The organism is Streptomyces sp. NPDC004134 (assembly GCF_042874195.1).
Lineage (GTDB): Bacteria > Actinomycetota > Actinomycetes > Streptomycetales > Streptomycetaceae > Streptomyces.
This window is the reverse complement of the sequence record NZ_JBIAMS010000030.1, coordinates 54376-69887: the sequence shown is the minus strand read 5'-3', so window position 1 is coordinate 69887 and position 15512 is coordinate 54376. Positions and strand designations below refer to the sequence as shown.

At 74.0% G+C, this 15512-nt stretch carries 15 protein-coding genes; 8 read left to right on the top strand and 7 right to left on the bottom strand.

Annotated features, from left to right (window positions below; genetic code table 11):
* Positions 1 to 2: 2 nt before the first annotated feature.
* From ACFYVJ_RS29845 to ACFYVJ_RS29835, 3 genes are all read left to right on the top strand, one after another.
* The gene (locus ACFYVJ_RS29845; RefSeq protein WP_388897960.1) at positions 3 to 1079 is read left to right on the top strand and encodes an ATP-binding cassette domain-containing protein; all 1077 of its coding nucleotides are present in this window, start codon (positions 3 to 5) and stop codon (positions 1077 to 1079) included.
* A complete protein-coding gene (locus tag ACFYVJ_RS29840) occupies positions 1076 to 1918 on the top strand; it encodes an ABC transporter permease (RefSeq protein ID WP_388897957.1) in 843 nt (280 codons plus the stop codon). Before ACFYVJ_RS29845 ends, ACFYVJ_RS29840 begins: the two co-directional genes overlap by 4 nt.
* Positions 1919 to 2144: 226 nt before the next feature.
* A complete protein-coding gene (locus tag ACFYVJ_RS29835; RefSeq protein ID WP_388897954.1) occupies positions 2145 to 3803 on the top strand; it encodes a threonine/serine exporter ThrE family protein in 1659 nt (552 codons plus the stop codon).
* A gap of 108 nt (positions 3804 to 3911) precedes the next feature.
* Here ACFYVJ_RS29835 and ACFYVJ_RS29830 read toward each other — a convergent pair whose 3' ends face one another.
* The gene (locus tag ACFYVJ_RS29830) at positions 3912 to 4406 is read right to left on the bottom strand and encodes an inorganic diphosphatase (RefSeq protein WP_018835994.1); all 495 of its coding nucleotides are present in this window, start codon (positions 4404 to 4406) and stop codon (positions 3912 to 3914) included.
* Between the two features lie 86 nt (positions 4407 to 4492).
* Here ACFYVJ_RS29830 and dacB point away from each other — a divergent pair, with 86 nt between their 5' ends.
* The 3 genes from dacB (at position 4493) to ACFYVJ_RS29815 (ending at position 9395) form a co-directional block, all read left to right on the top strand.
* Complete coding sequence (dacB, locus tag ACFYVJ_RS29825) at positions 4493 to 6055, top strand: D-alanyl-D-alanine carboxypeptidase/D-alanyl-D-alanine-endopeptidase (RefSeq protein WP_388897951.1); 1563 nt, start codon at positions 4493 to 4495, stop codon at positions 6053 to 6055.
* Between the two features lie 553 nt (positions 6056 to 6608).
* Positions 6609 to 7667 carry an NlpC/P60 family protein gene (locus ACFYVJ_RS29820; RefSeq protein ID WP_388897948.1) on the top strand — a complete coding sequence of 353 codons (1059 nt, stop codon included), beginning with the start codon at positions 6609 to 6611 and terminating at the stop codon, positions 7665 to 7667.
* A gap of 312 nt (positions 7668 to 7979) precedes the next feature.
* Positions 7980 to 9395 carry a PP2C family protein-serine/threonine phosphatase gene (locus tag ACFYVJ_RS29815; protein WP_388897945.1) on the top strand — a complete coding sequence of 472 codons (1416 nt, stop codon included), beginning with the start codon at positions 7980 to 7982 and terminating at the stop codon, positions 9393 to 9395.
* 15 nt (positions 9396 to 9410) lie between these two features.
* Here the strand turns inward: ACFYVJ_RS29815 and ACFYVJ_RS29810 are convergent, their stop codons facing one another.
* The 5 genes from ACFYVJ_RS29810 to ACFYVJ_RS29790 form a co-directional block, all read right to left on the bottom strand.
* A complete protein-coding gene (locus ACFYVJ_RS29810) occupies positions 9411 to 9743 on the bottom strand; it encodes a DUF2516 family protein (RefSeq protein ID WP_388897942.1) in 333 nt (110 codons plus the stop codon).
* A 103-nt stretch (positions 9744 to 9846) separates the two neighbouring features.
* The gene (locus ACFYVJ_RS29805) at positions 9847 to 10470 is read right to left on the bottom strand and encodes a hypothetical protein (RefSeq protein WP_388897940.1); all 624 of its coding nucleotides are present in this window, start codon (positions 10468 to 10470) and stop codon (positions 9847 to 9849) included.
* Positions 10467 to 10937 (bottom strand): helix-turn-helix domain-containing protein, encoded by a 471-nt coding sequence (locus tag ACFYVJ_RS29800; protein WP_388897937.1) that lies wholly within the window; start codon positions 10935 to 10937, stop codon positions 10467 to 10469. The genes ACFYVJ_RS29805 and ACFYVJ_RS29800 overlap by 4 nt, the downstream gene beginning before the upstream one ends.
* Before the next feature lie 143 nt (positions 10938 to 11080).
* Positions 11081 to 11827, bottom strand: a complete 747-nt coding sequence (locus tag ACFYVJ_RS29795) for a phosphotransferase family protein (RefSeq protein WP_388897934.1) — start codon at positions 11825 to 11827, stop codon at positions 11081 to 11083.
* A 105-nt stretch (positions 11828 to 11932) separates the two neighbouring features.
* On the bottom strand, positions 11933 to 12307 hold the full coding sequence (locus tag ACFYVJ_RS29790; RefSeq protein WP_388898080.1) for a VOC family protein: 375 nt from the start codon (positions 12305 to 12307) through the stop codon (positions 11933 to 11935).
* A gap of 133 nt (positions 12308 to 12440) precedes the next feature.
* Between ACFYVJ_RS29790 and ACFYVJ_RS29785 the strand changes: the two genes are divergently transcribed.
* Entirely contained in the window at positions 12441 to 13502 is a 1062-nt protein-coding gene (locus ACFYVJ_RS29785) for a MerR family transcriptional regulator (RefSeq protein ID WP_388897931.1), read from the top strand.
* A gap of 175 nt (positions 13503 to 13677) precedes the next feature.
* On the top strand, positions 13678 to 14697 hold the full coding sequence (locus ACFYVJ_RS29780; RefSeq protein WP_388897929.1) for a hypothetical protein: 1020 nt from the start codon (positions 13678 to 13680) through the stop codon (positions 14695 to 14697).
* Here ACFYVJ_RS29780 and ACFYVJ_RS29775 read toward each other — a convergent pair.
* A complete protein-coding gene (locus ACFYVJ_RS29775) occupies positions 14600 to 15463 on the bottom strand; it encodes a GNAT family N-acetyltransferase (RefSeq protein WP_388897926.1) in 864 nt (287 codons plus the stop codon). The two genes, ACFYVJ_RS29780 and ACFYVJ_RS29775, sit on opposite strands and share 98 nt — an antisense overlap.
* Between the last annotated feature and the right edge of the window lie 49 nt (positions 15464 to 15512).

Here is a 15512-nt window from a genome sequence, read left to right as displayed (position 1 = left end):
GTATGACGGCGATCCTCGCCGAAGGACTGCGCAAGACCTACGGGAAGAAGGGCGCCGCGAAGGCGGCGCTCGCGGGCCTGGACCTCGCGGTCCCCGCGGGCACGGTGCACGCCGTGCTCGGCCCCAACGGCGCGGGCAAGACCACGGCCGTACGGATCCTGGCCACCCTGCTGCGCCCTGACGGCGGCACCGCGCGCGTCGCGGGACACGACCCCGTACGGGAGCCGGACGAGGTCCGCTACCGCATCGGGCTGCTCGGCCAGCACGCCGCCGTCGACGAGGTGCTCAGCGGCCGGCAGAACCTGGAGCTGTTCGGCCGGCTCTACCACCTCGGCCGGGCCGGCGCCCGGCGGCGGGCGGCGGCGCTGCTGGAGCAGTTCGGCCTCGAAGGCACCGGGGACAAGCCGGTCGTGCAGTACAGCGGCGGCATGCGGCGCCGGCTCGACCTCGCCGCGAGCCTCCTCATGCGGCCGCAGGTGCTCTTCCTGGACGAGCCGACGACGGGCCTCGACCCCCGCGGCCGTACGGAGGTGTGGCAGGCGGTCCGCTCGCTCGTCGGCGACGGCACGACCGTGCTGCTCACCACCCAGTACCTGGAGGAGGCCGACCAGCTCGCCGACCGGGTCTCGGTCGTGGACCACGGCCGGGCCGTCGCCGAGGGCACTTCGGACGAGCTGAAGGCGCGGCTCGGCGGCGACCGCATCGACGTCGTCGTACGGGACGCGAACCTGCTCGCAGCCGCGGCGGCCGTGATCGGCATGGCCGCCCGCGCCGAGGAGGACGACGTCGAGGTCGACGCGGACGCCCGGCGGATCAGCGCACCGGTCGCCGACCGGATGGCGGCGCTGGCCGAGACCGTGGCGGGGCTGGGCGCGGCGGGGGTGACGGCGGAGGACGTGTCGCTGCGCCGGCCGACGCTGGACGAGGTGTTCCTCCACCTCACCGGCCGCAGACCGGATCAGGACCGGGACGGGGACGGGGAGCCGGGCCGGGACAAGGACCAGGAGCCGGGCCGTGACCCGGCGGACGGCGGCGCCGGCGGCCCGGCGCGCGCCGTAGCGGAAGGGAGCACCGTATGACCGCCACCGCCACCGCCCTCGCCGTCCCGCCGCCCGCCCGCACCGCGGGCGCGCGGCTGAAGTGGGCGGTCGCCGACGGGCTGACGATGACCGGCCGCGGCTTCGCGCACTGGGCCCGCCGGCCGGGCCAGGCCGTGGTGAGCCTGGTCTTCCCGGTGATGATGATGCTGGTCTTCACCTACCTGCTCGGCGGCGGCATCGCCGTGGGCGGCGGCGGCAGCTACCGCGAGTACCTGGTGCCCGGCATGCTCGCGCTCTCCATGTCCTTCGGGCTGGAGGCCACGATGGTCTCCCTCACCTCCGACCTCGGCAAGGGCGTCGTCGACCGCTTCCGGACCATGCCGATGGCCCCGTCCGCGGTCCTCGTCGGCCGTGCGCTCACCGACATGGCCGAGTCCGCCGTCGGCCTCGCCGCGATGGCCGGCGCGGGGCTCGCGGTCGGCTGGCGCTGGCACGGTACGTGGGCGGAGGCGCTGGCCGCGTTCGGGCTGCTGCTGCTCCTGCGGTTCGCGATGCTGTGGGCCGGGATCTTCCTCGGTCTGGTGGCGGGCAAGCCGGAGATGGTGGTGGCCGTGCAGATCCTGGTGTGGCCGGTGGCGTTCCTGTCCAGCGCGTTCACCTCGCCGGAGACGATGCCGGGCTGGCTGGGCGCCGTCGCGGAGTGGAACCCGATGTCGGCGACGGCGGGCGCGATCCGCGAGTTGTTCGGCAACCCGGGCTGGACCGGAGACTCGTGGGCGGCGCAGCACCCGGTGCTGCTGGCGGTGGTGTGGCCGCTGGTGCTGCTCGCGGTGTTCTTCCCGCTGGCGGTCCGCCGGTACCGGGGCCTGGGGCGCTGAGGGCGCGTACGAGCGGGTGGTGGGCGGCGCCCGCGGGCGTGGGCGACGGCGCTCTCGACGCGGGTGGCGCCCCCGCTGCGCGCCAGTGGCGCCCCGTTCGTACGACTTGATCCGATGTGCCGCCGTGCCTCCGTACCCTTCCGACCCCCCGGGGGCGTTCTTCATGCGGCCGACTTATGCTCGCGGGCGTAAACCTTTCGGCACGTCCGCGGGGGGTGATGGTCCAGTGGGTCAGGAGCCCGAACCGGATAACGGCGAGGAGAAGCCGCAGTCCGACGAAGCGCACAGCGCGTTCACGCCGCCCTTCGGCGTGCCCCTCCCCCCGCCGCCTGAAGACGGGCAGACGACCTCGGAGTTCGCCCGCCCCGCGGGCGTAGGCGAGCACGCCGCCGAGGACCACGGCAACGGCCACTCCGGCTTCCGGCCCCCGCGCGGCGGCCCCGGGGCCGCCGCCGGGGTCGCCCCGCCGCCCGCACCCGCTACGGGTCCTCTGTCACGATCCACGCCGTGGCAGGACCGGATGCGTGTCATGCTCCGTACGCCCATGACGGAACGCCCCACGCCCGAACGGGCGCTGTCGCCCACCGAGGAGACCGCGCTGCCGGTCCCGCGCGTACTCGACCTCACCCTGCGCATCGGCGAACTGCTGCTCGCCGGCGGCGAGGGCGCGGAGGACGTCGAGGCCGCGATGTTCGCCATCGCCCACGCGTTCGGCCTGGACCGCTGCGAGCCGACCGTCACGTTCACCCTTCTGACGGTCACGTACCAGCCGTCCCTGGTCGACGATCCGGTGACGCTCAGCCGCACGGTGCGCCGCCGCGGCACCGACTACAACCGGCTCTCCGCCGTCTACCGCCTCGTCGACGCCATCGTCGACGAGGCCGCCGCAGTGAGCCTGGAGGAGGCGTACCGCGGCCTCGCCGAGATCCGGCGCAACCGGCACCCGTACTCCAAGTGGGCCCTCACCCTCGCCAGCGGCGGTCTGTCGGGCGCCGCGGCGACGCTGGTGGGCGGCGGGCCGCTGGTGTTCTGCGCGGCCGCGATCGGCGCGATGCTCGGCGACCGGCTCGCGTGGCTGGCGGCGGGGCGCGGGCTGCCGGAGTTCTACCAGTTCGTGGCCGCCGCGATGGCCCCGGCGGCGGTCGGCGTCACGCTCAACATCGCCGCCGTCAACGCCCAGTCCTCCGCCGTCATCACCGGTGGGCTCTTCGCGCTGATCCCCGGGCGGGCCCTGGTGGCCGCCGTCCAGGACGGGCTGACCGGCTACTACATCACCGCCTCGGCCCGCCTGCTCGAAGTCCTGTACCTCGTCGTCGGCATCGTCGTCGGGGTGCTGATCGTGCTCTACGTGGGCGTCCAGCTCGGTGCCGAGCTGAGTCCGGACGCCGCGCTGCACCGGCAGGAGCGGCCGATCGTCTCGCTGCTCGCGGCGATGCTGCTGACGCTGGCCTTCGCGGTGCTGCTCCAGCAGGAGCGTTCCACCGTGATCGTCGTGACCCTCAACGGCGGCGTCGCCTGGCTGATCTACGCGGTCATCGCCCACCAGGCGAACAAGTCGCCGGTGCTGGCCACGGCGCTCGCCGCGGGCCTCGTCGGGCTCTTCGGCCAGCTCTTCTCGCGCTACCGGTTCATCTCCGCGCTGCCGTACGTCACGGCCGCCATCGGCCCGCTGCTGCCCGGTAGCGCCACGTACTTCGGCCTGCTGGGCTTCGCCCAGGACAACCTGAACGCGGGCGCCCGCTCGCTGCTGACCGCGGCCGCGCTGGCGCTGGCCATCGCGATCGGGGTGAACCTGGGCAGCGAGATGGCCCGCCTGTTCATGAAACGCCCGGGCGTGAAAACGACACCCGCCCGCCGGGGCGTCAAACGCACCAGAGGCTTCTAGGGACCGTCGCCGCCACGGCGTTCGCGCCGCCTCCCGTGCCGTACCGACCGCCGCCGCCGGCCTCCTCGCGGAAGCCGGCGGCGTGGGACGTACGTCAGCGGCCGCCGGTCAGTGGTGCCCGCCCGCGGCCTCCAGGCGCTTCTTGGACGCCTCGATCTCGGCCTCCGCGTCCTGCCGGCCCACCCAACTGGCGCCTTCCACGGACTTGCCGGGCTCCAGGTCCTTGTACACCTCGAAGAAGTGCTGGATCTCCAGCCGGTCGAACTCCGACACGTGGTGGATGTCCCGCAGGTGCTCGACCCGCGGGTCGTGCGCCGGCACGCACAGCACCTTGTCGTCGCCGCCGGCCTCGTCGGTCATGCGGAACATGCCGATCGTGCGGCACGCGATGAGGCATCCGGGGAACGTGGGCTCGTCCAGAAGGACCAGCGCGTCCAGCGGGTCGCCGTCCTCTCCGAGCGTGCCTTCGATGAAGCCGTAGTCTGCCGGGTAGCTGGTCGAGGTGAAGAGCCGCCTGTCCAGGCGGATCCGGCCCGTCTCGTGATCGACTTCGTACTTGTTCCGCGAACCCTTCGGGATCTCGATGGTGACGTCGAACTCCACGGGTGGCTCTCCTTCAAGATCAGCATGGTTCAGATGATTAAGTGTCCCCCACGCAGCGGGGTGGTGGCGAAAGGGGCTGGTCCCTGGTGAGGGTCGGGGTCGCGGTGGCACGGCGGAAGGCCGCCCGCTGGGTACGGCACTGGACCCGGCGGTGGGAAGCGCAGCCCCTGCACACCCGGCGTACGGTGCGGCTGGTGGCCGCGTCCGGTGCGCTGGGCGGGGTCCTCGCCGCGAGCGTGATCGCCGCGGCGGGGCCCTGGGACTCGGGTCAGCGTACGGCGGAGAAGCAGACGGCCGCGCGCGCGGATGCCGCCGGAGGCCGTACAGGTGACGCGGATCACGGCTCCTCCGACGGCGTACCGGGCAAAGGCGCCCCCGGAGACGGCCTGCAAGGCGCCGGCGCGGGTGCCCCGCGGGTGCTGACCCCGCTCGGCCCGCAGGACGGCACCAGGCCCGTCGCCGCCCCCCGGCCGACCGGCGCCGGGCTCGCCAGGGAGCTGGCGCCGCTGCTGAAGAACCCCGCGCTCGGCTCGCCGACCACCGCGGCCGTGTGGGACGTGACCACGGGCCGCGAACTGTACGGCGCGCACGAGACCACCGGCGTCGTCCCCGCCTCCACGGTCAAGCTGGCCACCGGCGCCGCGGCCCTCGCCGCCCTCGGCCCCGACCACCGCATCCCGACCGCCTCGCTCGCCGAGGGCGGGGAGGTCTTCCTCGTCGGCGGCGGCGACCCCACGCTGTCCGCGAAGCGGCTGAAGGGGCTGGCGCGGGACACGGCGCGGAAGCTGAAGAAGGACGGCGTGCGGAAGGTGGCCGTACGGTACGACGCCACCGCGTACGCCGGTGACGTCCTGCACGAGATCGGGCCGAACGAGAACATCGCCCCCGTCACCCCGCTGATGGTCAACGAGGCCCGGCTCGACGATTCCTGGCACGGCCCGGCGCCCCGCGGCACGGACCCGGCGCGGGAGGCGGCGGACGCCTTCGCGGGGGAGCTGCGCGAGGCGGGCGTACGGGTCGCGGGCGGGCCGCGGGCCGGGCGGGTGCCGGAGAAGGCGGACAAGCTGGCGGCGACGTACTCGGCGCCGCTGGCGGAGCTGACCGAGCGGATGCTGACGTACAGCGACAACGACCTCGGTGAGGCGCTGGCCCGGCAGACGGCGATCGCGGCGGGGCGGGACGCGAGCTTCGCGGGGTCGGGGAAGGCGGTGGCCGGGCAGTTGAAGAAGCTGGGGCTGCCGGTGCGCGGGGCGCGGTTCGCCGACGGCAGCGGCATCAGCCGCGACAACCGGGTCTCGGCGGACCTGCTGGCCCGGCTGCTGGTCACGGCGGCGGACCCGGACCGCCCGGAGCTGCGGTCGCTGCTGACGGGGCTGCCGGTGGCGGGATTCAACGGCACGCTGCGGGACCGCTACGGGGACGCCGGCACGGACGGCTCCGACGCCGGGGGCACGGCGGCGGCGCGGGGCGTGGTGCGGGCGAAGACGGGGACGCTGACGGGGGTCAACTCGCTGGCGGGGACGGTGGTGGACGCGGACGGGCGGCTGCTGGCGTTCGCGTTCTTCACGATGGACGCGACGGACCGCACGGGTGCGGGGGACGCGCTGGACCGGATGGCGGCAGCGGTGGCGAGCTGCGGCTGCCGCTGAGCTGCGGCTGCCGCTGAGGGGCGGCGTCTCTCCCGAAACCTCCCGGACCGCCGACCCTCGAACGCCGACCGCCGACCGCCGAACCCCTCCGACCCCGGCCCTCGAACCCTCCGTCCCCCGGAACCTCCACCCCCGGATCCTCCCGGAACCCCGGGGAACCTCCCGAAACCCGGACCCACCGCCCTGGAGCCTCCGAACTCCGCGGCGCCTCCTACCCACCTCCGAAGTCTCCGGGCCTCCCTAGAACCCCGCAGCCTCCGGACCTCCTCAACCCCTCCCGAACCACCGAACCACCCGAACCACCCGACCCTCCAAAACCACTCGACCTCCCCGAACCCCCTGAATCACTCGAACCTCCCCGAACCACCCTGTGTCGCAGCCGTGTTGCAACTCCTCATCCGGTTATCCACAGGTCTGTGGATGAGGGCTGCGGGAGTTGTGGCCGATATGGCAGCATCCGAGGCATGTGATCGCGCGGGGCTGGCCAGAGCCCCGGGACGGGCCCGCTGGAGGAGGGGCCCGCGGACCACGATCGGGGGAGTGGGGGAGACGCATGCGCGGAATCGGGGAGGCGCCGGCGGCGGGAGCGCGCCGGCGCAGAGGCGTCGTGCTGACTGTGACCGGCCTGCTGGCGCTGCTCGTGCCGCTGACCGGGCCGGCCGCGGAGGCGGAGCCGAAGCCGACGGTCGAGGAGGTGCACGCCCGCGTGGAGCGGCTGTACCGCGAGGCGGAGGCCGCCACCGACGCGTACAACGACGCGGAGGAGAAGGCGAAGAAGCAGCGCAAGGAGGTCGAGCGGCTCGACAAGGCCGTGGCCGACACGAGCGAGCGGCTGGCCGGGCTGAAGGACGAGGCGGGCGCGCTGGCCCGGGCGCAGTATCGCGGCGGCGGGCTGCCGATGGAGGCGCAGTTGCTGCTCAGCGACGATCCGGAGGAGTTCGTCGACGACCTGCGGCTGGCCCGCAAGGGGCAGCACGCCCAGCGGCGGCTGATCACCGAGGTGACCGGCACGCAGCAGCGGCTGGACGGCTATGCGAAGGAGGCCGCCGGGACGTATGAGCGGCTGGAGCACAGCCGCGAGGCCAGGGCCGGGGCGAAGGAGCGGATAGAGGAGCGCCTCGCCGAGGCGAGGAAGCTGGAGAAGAAGCTCAAGGCCGAGGAGCGGGAGCGGCTGCGCCGGCTGGAGCGGGAGCGTGCCCGTGAGGCGCAGGCGCGCTGGCTGGACTCAGGGGTCCTCGACGAGATCGACGCCGAGGCGACGCCCGCCGGCCGGAAGGCCATCGCGTACGCGTCGGACCAGATCGGCAAGGACTACGTGTGGGGCGCCGAAGGGCCGGACACGTTCGACTGCTCGGGGCTGACGATGCGCGCCTGGGAGGCGGCCGGGGTGCGGATCCCGCGGACCTCGCAGACCCAGTTGGCGGGGCTGGCGCGGATCGACGTGAGCGAAATGCGCCCCGGCGACCTGATCATTTATCACTCCGACGCCAGTCACGTCGGCATATATGTCGGCGACGGCGCGATCGTGCACGCGCCGCGGCCCGGCCGGCAGGTGACCGTCGCGGGCGCGGGCAGCATGCCGATCAAGGGCGTGGTGCGTCCCGACGCGTGATCTGCGTCATGTGGCCGGCCTGCGGGATTCGGGGCGGCAGGGCCCGGCGCGGGCGCTCCCAGCAGGGCAAAGGACCGGGGGAGCGGCCGCGTTCCGGGCCGCGTCGCCCGTTCCTACCGGCGGGTGATCACGCTAGGGTCCCTCCTTGGCGGTTTTGCTGTAGACGGCACGAGCCGCGGAAAACGGCCGCGAGCGCGCTCGCGCTCGGCCGTCACCCTCGGGGGGAGGGAAGGAAGAGCGATGCCCGTACCCGGGCGTTCCCCGGCCTCCGGACCGTCCGGCGGACCTGACCAGTCCGCCGCAGGTGCCGGCGTGGCCGAGACGCAGGCCGCGACGCGGCGGCGGCACCCACTGCCGCCGGCCGCGCACGCGCCGTCGCCGCAGCCGCACGCGCCGTTGCCGGCGCAGCGCTCGGGGCACGGCCCGGTCCCCGGGCAGCCGCACGCGCGCCAGCGGGCGGTGCCGGAGACGCTGACGCTGCTGCTGATAGAGGCGGAGCCGGGCAGTGGACCCGGCATCGCGCGGATGCTGGAGCAGGCGGGCTCCGGCCGCCACGGCGAGCGCATCCGGGTGCGTACGGCGCGCAATCTCACCGAGGCGGAGCGGCTGCTCGGCCCCGACGTGCACTGCATCCTGCTGGACCTCAGCGTGACCGGCGAGGCCGCCGTCGCGGACGACGCCGAACCGGCGGAAGAGGGCGACGAGCTGGAGGCGCTGCACGAGGTGCTGGCCATGGCGCCGCTGCACGCGGTGCTGACGCTCACCGACGAGGACGACGTTGAGCTGGCCGCAGAGGCGGTCCGCGTCGGCGCGCAGGACTACCTCTTCCGCGGCGAGCTGGACGGCCGGGTGCTCGGCCGCGCCATCCGCTACGCGGTGGAGCGCAAGCGCGCCGACCTGGCGCAGAGCCGGCTGACGGCCTCGCGGCTGCGGGCACAGGAGAACGCCCGGCTGGAGCGCGGGCTGCTGCCCACGCCGCTGCTCGCCGGCTCCGGCCTCGGCTTCGCCGCCTGCTACCGCCCCGGGCTGCCGCCGCCCGCCGCCGGCGCCACCCCCACCCGCGCGCTCCTAGGCGGCGACTTCTACGACGCGGTGCGCACCCCCGACGGCGCGGTGCACGCGATGATCGGCGACGTCTGCGGCCACGGCCCGGACGAGGCCGCGCTCGGCGTGGAGCTGCGCATCGCCTGGCGGGCGCTGACGTTCGCCGGCCTGGTCGGCGACGAGCTGCTGGCGACGCTCCAGCAGGTGCTGGAGAACGAGCGGGCGGACGACGAGATATTCGCCACGATGTGCACGGTCGACGTCTCCCCCGACGCCCGCCGCGCCGGCCTCTACCTGGCGGGCCACCCGGCGCCGCTGGTCGCCGTCCCCGGCGGCCGGCCGCGGCTGATGCCGCAGGAGCTGGGCGGCCCGGCGCTCGGTCTGCTGCCGCGCGCCCGCTGGCCGCGCCAGCAGGTGGAGCTGGGCGGCGCCTGGAGCCTGATGCTCTACACCGACGGCCTCATCGAGGGCCGTACGGGACCAGGGCGCGGCCGGCTGGGCCAGGACGGCATGCTCGCGCTGGTCGGCAGGCTGCTGGACCAGGGCCTGGCCGGCGACGATCTGCTGCACGGCGCGGTCACCGAGGCCCGGGCGCTCAACGGCGGCGACCTCACCGACGACGTGGCGGTCCTGCTACTGGACCGGCCCCCGGGCCCTTGCGGACCCGGGGACCGGATGCCGTGATCGCCGACGCGCGGGTCAGCGCCCGTTGAACGGGCCGTAGGGCCCGTCGGAGCTGCTGCCCCCGCGCCGCCGCCCGCCGCCGACCTGCTTGAGCGCGGGCCGTACGTCCACCATGAAGACGATGGCCGCGATCAGCGCGATGATCGGCAGGAACGACATGATCGGGAAGATGACCATCACGGCGAAGCCGATGCCGAGGATGATCAGCCAGAACTGCTTGGTGTTCTTGTCGGCGGCGCGGTACGCGTCCTCGCGGGCCAGGGCCGCCAGGATCAGGGCCGCCCCGGCGAACACCGTCAAGGCCAGGCTGAGCAGCCCGAGCAACGAGTAGAAGCCAGAGATGAGCACGCGGTCCACCGCCTATTAGTCCGACTAACTGTTCAGGGGTCCGGCGCAGACACCGTACCCGGATAACGCCCCGGGCACGCGAGGGGTGCCCGGGACGCGGAGCTCAGGAGTCCGCCTTGGGGGTGTTCTTCTTGGGGGCGGACTTCTTCGCGGTGCCGTTGGCGCTGGCCCGGGGGGCGCGCTTACGGGGGGCGGCCTTCTTGGCAGCGGCCTTCTTCGCGGCGGGCTTGGCGGCAGCGGGAGCCTCGTCGGCAGCGACACCCTCGTCGGCGGCCGCCTTCTCGCCACCGGGCCGGATGATCTCGGTGGTCACCTGCACCGCGTCGGCGGTCTCCCCGCGCCACTCCGCGACGGCACCGCGGCCGCGCTCGGCCAGCTCGTCGTAGGTCTCGCGGGCCTTCACCGCGTACTCGGCGGCGCGACCGACGCCCTGAAGGGCGAGGTCCTGCGCCGTCTCGCGCAGCTTCTTGATGTCGGTGTCCAGGTCGCCGAGCCGCTCGGTGACCTTCGCCTGCGCCTCCTTGGCTTGTTTCGACACCCGCTCCTGGACCTCCCGCGGGTCGGTCTCGCGCACCGCGGACAGCCGCTCGGGCGCCTCGGCCCGCAGCCGCTCCACCAGCGCGGGCACCTCACGCAGCTTCTCCAGCGCCAGATCGGCGGTACCCGCGACGGCGTAGAGAGGCGTGGGGTCGCTGAGCGTCTTGCGTACGTCGTCGGTCATGGTCATGGTGTTCTCCTCCGGTCACTGGCGGGCCTCGCGTCGCCCTCACCCCGCCCGCCACCCGGCCGCGGGGCATCCCCTTCCGTCTGTTCCTCCTCCGCACCGCCGCCCGCGTCGTCGCGCGCGTTCTCCTTGCGGAAGGAGTCGTAGATCTGCAGCAACACCTGCTTCTGCCGCTCGCTGATCGCGGGATCGGTGAGTATCGCGGTGTGCACCGCCATCCCGTCGGCCCCGTCACCCCGGCGCTCGTCCAGGATCCCCGCCTGCACATACAGCGTCTCGGCGGAGATCCGCAGCGCCTTCGCGAGCTGCTGCAGAATCTCGGCGCTGGGCTTGCGCAGCCCGCGCTCGATCTGACTGAGGTACGGATTCGAGACCCCGGCGGCATCGGCGAGCTGCCGCAGACTGAGCCGCGCACTGCGCCGCTGCTCCCGCAGGAACTCCCCGAGGTTGCCGACGTGTATCGAACCCATGCTTCAAGGCTGCCGCACCGGTGCTAACTATTGCAAGCACTTGCTTGCAAGTGTGTCGCACGCCACATATCGCGATACTATCGCGAGTGCCTCGAGCGTGACGATCGCGGGATCGACGCTCGCGGCAGCGGGCCCGCGGAGCGTCACATCCGGGATTTCAGTACGTCGACCTCGCAGCCCGGTGCGAACGGGTCGAAGCCGTGCTCGACCAGCCAGCGCACCCCCAGCAGGCTGCGCAGCGACCACCACGCGCGGATCGCGTCGGTGTCGACGCCGGTGCCGTAACCGGCGATGACGTCGTCGAGGTGGTCCGGGTGTCCGATCGTCAGGGTGGCGAGGTCGAACAGGGCATTGCCCCGGCCCGCCTCGGACCAGTCGATGATGCCCGTGACCTCGTTGCCTTCGACGAAGACGTGCTCGATCTGCAGGTCGCCGTGCGCGAACACCGGAGTCCACGGCTGGAGTGCGGCCTCGGCGACCCGGCGGTTGCGGGTGACGAGGTCGGCGGGCAGGATGCCGTTCTTCACGAGCAGCTCGCACTCGCCGTCGAGTTCCGCCGCCCACTCGCCGGGACCCCGGCGCCGCCGGCCGGGCCAGGGCGGCAACGGGGCGTCGTGCAACCGCCGGACGGCGGCACCCGCCGCGGCCCACGCCGCCGACGAGGCGGCCGACGGCTCACCGAGGCGGCCGAGCTCGGCCCCCGGGACCGCGGCGATCGCGAGCACGGACGGCTTGCGCCACAGGACCTCCGGGGTCGGCACTGGCACCAGGGCTATCGCCTCGACCTCGACGTCGATGCGCGCCTGATCGGTGTCCACCTTCAGGAACACGTCACCGACGCGCAGCGTCGCACGCTCGGAATGGGCGACGACGACGTTGACCTCATCCATGGGCGACGAGTATCCCGGGGAGGTTCGCCGGCGTCGCCGGGTTTTCGCGTGCGGCGTCGCACCGCCCATCCCGAGGCGCCGGGCGTAAGACGCGGCCGCAGCCCTTCACCCGGACGCGGCAGCCGCTCCGACGATGCAGAAGGGGTGCCCCGCCGGGTCGGTCAGGACCCGCCATCTGTCCTCCTCGGGCTGGCCTGGCGGCTTGGCCGCGCCCAGGGAGAGGAGCCGGGCCTCGGCCTCGACCAGGTCCTCCTCGACCGTGAAGCAGAGGTGGAGTTGCTGCGGCACCACCTGGGTGGGCCAGGTGGGGGCCCGGTAGCCGTCGACCCGCTGGAAGCCGATGACGAGTCCGCCGGCGCCCGTGAGGCCCGCGAAGCCGGCGTCCGACTTCGGGTGGAGCTCGAGGCCCGTCGCCTGCTGGTAGAACGCCGCCAGCAGCGGGGGATCGGGGCAGTCGAGGGTGATCGCGCTCAGCTTCATCTGCATGACGGCTCCCGGGGACCGGCCGGTGGACTGACCGTTGACGAGCCTAGACGCCGTGGTTGACCTTCACCTTGGGGCAAGCCGCAGCATCGGCCGTACCGGGCGGCCGCCCGGTACGAGGAGGAACGGCATGGGGTTGCTGACCATCGGGGCCTTCGCGCGCGCCGCGCGGCTGTCGCCCAAGGCGTTGCGGCTCTACGACGAGCTGGGGCTGCTGACCCCCGCCCGCGTGGACCCGGTGACCGGCTACCGCCTCTACGCGCCCGGGCAACTGGAGCAGGCGCGGCTCGTCGCCTGGCTGCGGCGGCTCGGGATGCCCCTGGCCCGTATCCGGTACGTCTGCTCGCTGGACGCCGCGGGCGCCGCGGCGGAGGTCCGGGCGTACTGGGCGCAGGTCGAGGCCGACACCGCCGCGCGGCGGGAGCTGGCCGCCTTCCTCGTCGGCCATCTGTCGTGGAAGGAACCCGCCATGCCCCTGGACATCCGTTACGCCGCCCTGTCCGACCCCGGTCTCGTACGGGAGAGCAACCAGGACACCGCCTACGCCGGGGACCGGCTCCTCGCCGTCGCCGACGGGTACGGAGGGCTGGGCGCGCCCGCGAGTGCGGCCGCCGTCGACGCGCTCCGGCGCCTGGGGACCGACGGCATTCCGGCGGGCGGTCTCCTCAACGTGCTGGAGGACGCGATCGAGCAGGCCGGGCACGCCGTACGCGCCGTCGCCGCCTCGTCGCCCGCGGACGCCGGGACCACTCTCACCGCGATGCTCTGGACCGGCTCGCAGCTCGCCCTCGTCCACATCGGCGACTCCCGCGCGTACCTCCTGCGCGACGGCGAGCTGTTCCTGATCACCCACGACCACACCGTCGTGCAGTCGATGGTCGACGAAGGCCGCCTCACCCCGGAGGAAGCCGCCTCCCACCCCGAGCGCTCCCTGCTGCTCCGCGCCCTGGGCCACGACCCCGCTGCCACACCGGACATGCGCCTGCACGACGCCCGGCCGGCGGACCGGTACCTGCTGTGCTCGGACGGGCTGCCGGCCGTCGTGCCGGACGGGGACATCCGCGGGGTGCTCGCGGAGGGCGGCGAACCCGAGGAGACGGTCCGCGCGCTTGTCGCCCTGGCCAACGGCTCCGGCGGCCCCGACAACGTGAGTTGCGTGGTGGCCGATGTCGTGGAGCGCCGGGCGCGGTAGACGCGTGTACGAACTCCGTCTCGGCGCGGCGCGTACAGGCGCATCCGGCACGCCCGTCCGCCTCGATGACGAGACCCGTCCCCGCCGTCCGGGGGAGGCGGACACCTCCGGCGGTGGACGTACGGGGGCGGGGTGAGGGCCGAGCCTGGTGTTCCTGCGGAGGGAGGGACATCCGGTGGAAGGCTGGGACCGAGTCGGCCGGTGGTCGGGGTACGGGGCGGCGCTGGCCCTGGCGCCGTATGCGTTGATCAAGGTGTCGTGGGTCGTCGGCGCGCTCCTGGGGGTGGCGCCGGTCGGCGGCGGCTTCGATCTGGCCGGCTGGCTGGTCCTCAACACGGTGACCATCGGGATGGCGGCCATCGGCATCGCCCTGGCGCTCGCGCTGGTACGGCCCTGGGGCATGCGGATACCGGGGTGGCTGGTGGCGTTCTGCGCCTGGGTCGGGTCGGGGTTCCTCGTGTCGATCCTTCCCTACGCGGTGTTCAGCACGCTGTGGGACGGCGACGGCGACGGCGGTGGCGGTAGCGGTGGCGGTGGGGAGGGTGGCGGTGGCGACGGACCCGAAATGCCCGGCTGGGAAGCCGCCCTGATCCAGTTCGGCTTCGTGTCGATGGGCCTGGGTCTCGCCCTCGCCCTGCCCGCCTACCTGCGGCGGCGCTGGCCGGAGGCGTTCACGGGGCGGGCCGGGGACGGGCCCCGTACCGCGGCGTCCTGGTCCGCCGGCGTCGCCGCCGCCGTCGGACTGGTGTGGCTGTACTGGGCCGCGGGCGGCACCGCGGGCGCGGCGCACCCGGGCGAACGCAGCACGGACGGATACCTGTTGACCGGCCTGAGCGCGTTCTGGGCGCTCGCCGGGTCCGCCGCCGTCCTGGTGCTCGTCCGGGCGCGCCCGGCCCGCGTGCCCCGTCCGCTCCTGCTCGGACTCGGCTGGCTCGGCTCCGGTTCGCTCTTCGCGTGGAGCGGCTGGAAGCTGCCCCTCACGGTGTACGTGGCGCTCGCCCGCCCCGCAGGCGTGACCCTGCCCGAGAGCCCCGCCGTCGCCGCCGCGCTGCATCTCGCCGCGGTCGTGGCGGGGCTCGGCATGCTGAGGATGCTCGTCAGCCCTGCGCGAACGTGTACGTCGTCCAGTCGGCGAACAGGTCGTAGCCGAGGCGCTGGTAGAGCGCGTTGCTCGTGGGGTTGGTCGCGTCGGTGAAGAGCGCCACTTCCGTGACGCCCGCGGCGAGCGCCGTGCGGGTCACCGCCGCCGTCACCCCGGCCGCGTAGCCGTGGCCGCGGTGGGCGGCCGGGGTGTAGACCGGGTCGACCTGGGCGAGGCCGGCGACCGCCGGGTTGATGCCCGCCATGGAGACGGGGGTGCCGTCCGGGGTCTCCCAGAAGGTGTAGTGCTTGTCGGCGTAGCGGGTCGTGGGCCAGGTGGCGGCGTCGATGGTGACGTCCTCGCGGACGTCGGCCGCGAAGCCGCGGCAGAAGTCCATGAGTTGCTCGTGGTCCGCCTCGCGCGCCGCCCGCGCCCGACCCGCCGGCGCGGGTTCCGGCGGCGTGAGCGTACCGAGGCGGCGCAGCCGGAGGCGGACCGCGGGGGTCGGGGTGGCGCCCGTGTGCCGCTGCCAGGCGGCTGCGAAGGCGGTGGTGGTGTCGTGGTCGCCGCCGACGCCCGGCGGGGTGTGGCCGAGGGCCGCGAGACGCGCGGCGAGGGAGTCGGTCTGTGCCGGGGTGAGCGGGGTGAGGCCGAGGCTGCGGCCCGGCAGTTGGTGGCACACGCCGGTGACCGCCCCCGCGTGCGACAGCCGGCCGAGCAGCGGGCGCCCACCGCCGTACGGGCCCGTGCCGCGCGCTTTCAGCCGGGCCGCCCAGGTCAGCGCCATGATGTGCGGTACGGGCCGGGCGCGCAGGAACCCCTCCGCTTCGGCCAGGAATTCGTCGAGGTCATCGGTGAGGTGCCAGCCGTCCGCGCGCATGCCACATGATCCCCCGGGGCCCGGGTGTGCGGAAGCCCGTGATCGGCGT